The 5,859-nt window shown below is 51.4% G+C and carries 1 protein-coding gene; it reads right to left on the bottom strand.

All coding sequences use genetic code 11. The annotated features are described in order from the left end of the window. Window positions 1-251: 251 nt before the first annotated feature. Window positions 252-5,510 carry a hypothetical protein gene (locus CFB82_RS42915; RefSeq protein WP_143751068.1) on the bottom strand — a complete coding sequence of 1,753 codons (5,259 nt, stop codon included), beginning with the start codon at window positions 5,508-5,510 and terminating at the stop codon, window positions 252-254. Between the last annotated feature and the right edge of the window lie 349 nt (window positions 5,511-5,859).

The following is a 5,859-nucleotide window of genomic DNA, read 5'->3' as shown; positions in this document are numbered from 1 at the left end:
TCCGGCATGTCCGGAGCCATTTGCATCGTCGCCAGAAGGAACCTCACGTGATTCGTAACCTGTTCAACGAGAAACATGTCCGTTACGCCGCTTGAATATTACGCACTATTTGATGAACTGGTCAGTATCGGCCTGTCCGAATTTCCGCCGCCACCTCTGTGTGGGCCGCGAATCGGCCAGGTCGCGGCGTGTCACGGCAGAGTCAGCTCAAAAGAGCGGTAATTCGAGGTGCCCATCTGTCGAACTCCGGCTTAAGTTGCCTCTATTACTCCCCCCCGCTTCAGAAATTCACCTGCCGTAATGGGATTGATGGCTCGGGTGGTGATTTTCTTGATGTTGGGATAGAGCCCACTGTCATAGATTTGCTCGAGACCGGCATACGCAGTATTCAATCCCGCGTGTTTCAATTGATAATTATCCAGTTCAGACGGCAAAATATTCAATTTATCAATAACATATTTGCGAAAATCAGGATATTTGTTTACAATAGTAAAGGGGTGCGAAAACACAAAATCCAAATGCAACTGATCTATCACATTATCGCGCGCTTCAATTCCAAATATTTTTGCCACACCAATTATCTCCGAGCATTCGACTGCACCGCCTTTCTTGAGTGTCACAAAAATTTCCGGTTCAAAAACGCCGTTTTGGCCAGGCATAGCCATCACATTTTTACTTAGGTGTGCACCGGTATTAAAATTATTAATCAAAGCCCTAGCATCAGGACCGGAATAATTCTCGGCCAATGCGCGCAATTTTTTATATAACAAATGAATATTATTAAGCTCATCACGCAACCTCACCGAATCTGGAAAGCGCGAATTCTTCAATTGCGCGTGCCCCGAAACAGCAACCGTCTCATATTTATCTGTATCAACAAATTTATTCAACGTGGCATCAAATTTTTGTATTTTGTTCGTTCTTTTTGCAAGTTGCAATTTTATTTTTGTAAACGCCCCGAGATTAATGTTGTATGACATCTTTCCCAGACGACTCGCATCGGGTCCGGGCTGCCTCGGACCCGGATCATTCCTGCCAATGCCGCTTGTAAAGGGGAAGCAATTCAATAATTTTTCCAAGACTTGTCGCTTCTGTAGTCGGCCGGGTGCTGCGCATAAGTCATCGAAAGAATAAGGAGCGGCTTCGTCGGCACGCATCACTGAAAGTTGCTTTCGTGAAAGCGGTTCAAATAACGCGCTATTTTCCTCAATCGTTTGGCCGGGAGTCAGAACACTGGCTCGGAGTGTTATCGATCGATCGGCGCTCGGCGCAATCGTCGCGGTCCGCCCGAGCGCCTCCAGTTCGTCGCCAGCAGCATTCATCAAGTCAATATTCGCGTCACTCGCAGGCACTCGCCCTCCGCTGCTGGAGGGCAATTGGCCACTAAGACCTTGCTGCCGGTTCAAATATTTCCTGACATTCTTTGTCAATCGCGTAGCTGGATTAACGAGCAGATCCGGTGGAACGGGCGATACCACGTCCGCCGCGGCATACGCTGCAGATGCCAGTGCTTTCAAGCCGACCTTCCTCAGCGCAGGAGCCTCTTTAGCTAGCTCGGCCAGCACTTTCATTGTCAATTTTTGCCCCGTCAAGCCTCTTGTCATGCCCGCCCTCATGGCGCGCGTAAATGCATTCCCAAGGACCTTCGTTGTAACCGACGAAAGCTTCCCCGCAGTGCCGACATACGGAACCAGCGAAAAAATCGTGTTCATCACATCGGCCGCTATGCTTCGTCCATCAACCTTGTGATCCTTGTCAACGGCATACTTATAAATTTCTTCGGCAAATGGGAGGAACATTATTACGTATTCCCACCACTGCGGATCATTAAGACTACCTTTCAATGCAGCAACGTACTCCTCCAAGCCGCTAGTGGCGACCGATGTTGCGAGTGGATATAGTCCTGCGCCATTTTTTGACAAATCCAGATTGAAATTTTGCGCAGCAGTCAGTTGTGGAAATGCCTGTCGAACATAGCCCCGGTGGCTTCCTTCAAACCCGATAGATTTATACTCATCCCCGAAGAGCGGCTTGAGAACCTCGTCAATAAGGACTTTCCCCTCAATATCTATGTATGGACTCGTCCTGGACGAACCTCGTCGCCCCCCCGCCTCCTTCTTCCCTTGATCATCGCGTTCTTTGGGAAGCCCACTTTGCATCGATGCCCTTATCTTCTGCAGTACCCGACTTGACCTAACCTGATCTGCGCTGAATGCCTTGGCCTTCGATTTACCATTAATTACAGCAATCGCAATCATTCGGCCATCAGCCATCTCCACGAAAGCCATTTTGCCGACGGCATTATTTGGGCCACCATACGCATGTGGCTCTTTGATATAATTTCCGCCCTCCCTAGGATCGTTTATATCGATATAATTTCTACGCCAATCGCCGCCATTTTTGAGGAGTTCCCCAAGTCCGCGACTGTATGACCAGTACAGGCGCAAGTCAGCGCCGAGAGCAGCTACTGGCTTCATCGCTGATATGTCATACTCCGTTAGACCAGCCGCATGCAACATATTTAGCGCGACCGATTTCGCATCGTAAGCCAAGCTGCTCTTTTTGTACTCAACGAATTGATTAAAGTATTCTTCTTTGCTCGAGCATTCATTGCTTCTCTTGAAGCTGCCGATGTCAATGTGATCATCGGGTCGGCTATTGGCCAAGTTCAGCACGGGCAATTGATGCTCCACGGAACTATAAAAATCCTCAAGCATGTCAGTGTGCCATGCCAGGTGTGCTGGCAGCTCATCTGTACAAACCATGTAGAATGCCATCGACGCGGATTTCAGGAGGTATTGCTTCACCTCGTCTGAAATAGATTCGTTAATTAGTATTTGATTATATGCATCAATATAATCGTCGGCATCGAAATTTTTCCCGCTCGCGTCGATGCCGAATTTTTCAATGACCAACTTGGCGGCAGATCTCTTTGCTTCCAGGAGCGCCTGATATCCACCGTATTGGCCAGAAGATATCCCATACTCCTTCAGCTTCTTGTAAATGGCATGGTCTGCCATCGCCTCCGCGAATAGAGTCAACGCGTGATATTTTTTTACATTGGTCAATTCTATTCGTGCATCCGACTCCAGATCGGAGGGCAGGCCATCCTTGTAATCCGCGTTTGATGTAAATCCGCGCTTTTTAATAAAATAGTCAACCAATTCTCGGCCATGCGAATAAATCTCATCTTTATAAATTTTAGCAAAGGCATTGGGCAGCATCTCGGGTGGCGTAGCGGAGATTGCGTCGCTCATTTTTCGAACAAAAGATTGTTCGGCAAGCCGAATCCCGCGTGAATAGATTGATTCCACTGGCATATTCGCAATGCCATCCGTGGAATCACCGGGGCCTCGCCTTCTATATATGAAATTGTCAGTCAATGGGCGCTGTGACGCATAGAGATCGTCATCAATTTCATTGACAGCAAATGCGGCGCGGTATAGGGGAACCTTAGAAAACACTCCCGAGACATGGAGAATCTCATCCATGTAGGCAAGATGTGCATCCACCCTGCTATCAGCGCTCCGCAGTCCCTCTAGATGTAAACGTAGCGCGTCAAACTCGCGAATTGCCGCAAACATAAGATGATCGGATATGCGGCTCGATGGCTTGTCATCGTGATTTATTAATGTATTTAGTTTACCGTTGAAAATCATTAACCGCACTGTGTCGTCGTCACGAGCCCAATCATAGTTACCACTTTGGTCCCATATTCTCCGAAGATTTTCGGCCACATGATCATCGTATTTTGAAAAGTTCGGCTTGTACCCATCAGCTGACTTCGGTTGATTTATGCTCCTCGACGCGGAACGTGCGGACCTGGCCAATCGGACGGGAGCATTCGCTGTGCCGAAAATCGACGCTTCCAATTCCGGGGGAATTTTGAGATTCGCCACGACTTCGTCATCGTGACTCTCGTCATCGACCAACGTACCCGGGGTAGTGTCAGCCGGGGCACTGTCACGCGTCAACCGGCGGTACAAGCCGTACGCCGCAGCTGCCGCCCCACTTGCAAATGTCACCCCCGCCGCCGCAAACGCCCCCGCTTTTAGATTCGGATTCGTCATCGAGAGACCAGCCAGCGTTGCTCCTAACAGGGGGGCATTCTGTGCCTCCAATGCCGATAGGCCAGCAGACGTGGCGAAGGCAGGTACCGCTTCGGAAGCCCGGCGTGAGCCGGTCTCACGCATGGGGTTGGGGGCTTGGACGCGCTGCTGCCCCCTCAAGCTGCGACTTCCGGCCTCCCTGTCCCTCTTTGTTGAGTGGAGATCGTTGAAATTGTCAGCGAAATACACGGAATAGCGATAGAAATAGTCCAACGTCTTTGCTGCCAGTTCTTCTCTCAACGGATTGGCAAAGCTGTCCTCCAGTTCAGCAGTCAGTGCCCGTCCCTGAACCAATACGTCACGATCCCTCCCCGCTATATATTTCGGACTTTGCTGCCATTCGTCTAACGTGCGATTCAGGTCGTCAATGAGCCGCTCTCTATTGGTCGCATTATTCAATAGTGCATAAACACGCCGGGAAGGATCATCGACTACCAGATCGTTCTTTCGCGGCTCCGGAAGCGGCCCCAGCAGAGGTCTTCCTTGTGCCAAATTGTGAAATACCGGCATTCCCATGGTTATAAGCTGCAAAAGCGGCTCTGCCCAAGGCCGCCCCGGCTTAGGATGCCACACTGGGTGATCGTCATGCTTCTCAGCCTTGTAGGCCTCGATTACATCATCAGGGTCCTTTATGTCGTCATATGGATCATATTCATCTTCGTCCAATTGCGCTTGTGTATCAGGCGTGCTCTCAAATTCCGCCCAAGCGACTCGGACTTGCGGCGGGCTACTCTCGCTGAGATACGGCTCGACAAGCTGCGGATTGGCCTGCACATAGTCCGCAAGACGTCCCCTCAAGGCGCGAATGACCTCCTTGTCCGAGGCATCGCCCGGTAGGCCAAGCTGCTGCTTCATCCCGCCCACGTCCGCGCCGAGCGAGGCCAGCACCGCATGATAAAAACAGTTCCCATCAGGTGGGACCGGAATCTCACGGCCATCCATCACCGCACTGTAATGGTCGCCCTGCAGCAGCACCAACACCGGCGCACGATCCGACTGGCCTTGTCCGAACGATTGTCGCTCGTAATAGTTCTTGTTCCTACCCAGAATCGTCAGCACGCGCCCCTTCGGCCATCCCGGTAACTCCGGCAAGAGGCGCGACACCACATCCCCGCCGTCGTTGTTCCACGATCCCATCGTCCGAATCTGGTTGGCGAGCGCGCGCACCTTGCGTGGGCAAGACTGGGCCGCCAGCCCCTCGCTCGGCTCGCCCCACGCATGGGCATGCGCGCCATCTCGCCGTGTTTGCTGGGCGAGGTTCGGGTCTTGCCTCACGCCCGTGATCATATTCGCCAGCGATGCGCTCGAGTCGTCACGCCACGGAGCGCTGACGCTTTTTTGGCCGAGTTGAAATCGTTGGGGGGAGCTTGGTGCGGCGGGTGTCGACGAAATAGGGAGCATGATCTATGGTTGAATCGGCTATTGATTAGAAATGGTTGATCTTGAAATGAAAAAATCAGCGCTCCCGTGAGGGGCATGGAAAAACGAGTGCGGCGGCTCCGGTTTTTTGGGACACAGATTTGGGGTAAAACGCATGATCAGAGGTGGCGGCGGAAATTCGGACAGGCCGGTAAGGCAGTGGAACGGTCGGGGCCTGAGCTAGTCATAAGCCATCAACATTAGTAAGCTCTTCCCGAGAACCACTTCCGCATTTCTGAGTCTATGCGCCGATAGGCTTTTGTGACGCGAAACGTGAAGAAGCAGAAAGGGTTGGAGTTGAGTGCGGAAGATAGACGCCGACTGGAACAGA

The organism is Burkholderia sp. HI2714 (assembly GCF_002223085.1).
Lineage (GTDB): Bacteria > Pseudomonadota > Gammaproteobacteria > Burkholderiales > Burkholderiaceae > Burkholderia > Burkholderia lata_D.
The sequence above is the reverse complement of the archived record's forward strand: the minus strand, read 5'-3'. Positions and strand labels throughout refer to the sequence as shown.

Excerpts from the sequence above, each read along its gene's own strand:
- CFB82_RS42915 (WP_143751068.1), bottom strand. The coding sequence starts at position 5,510 with ATGCTCCCTATTTCGTCGACACCCGCCGCACCAAGCTCCCCCCAACGA.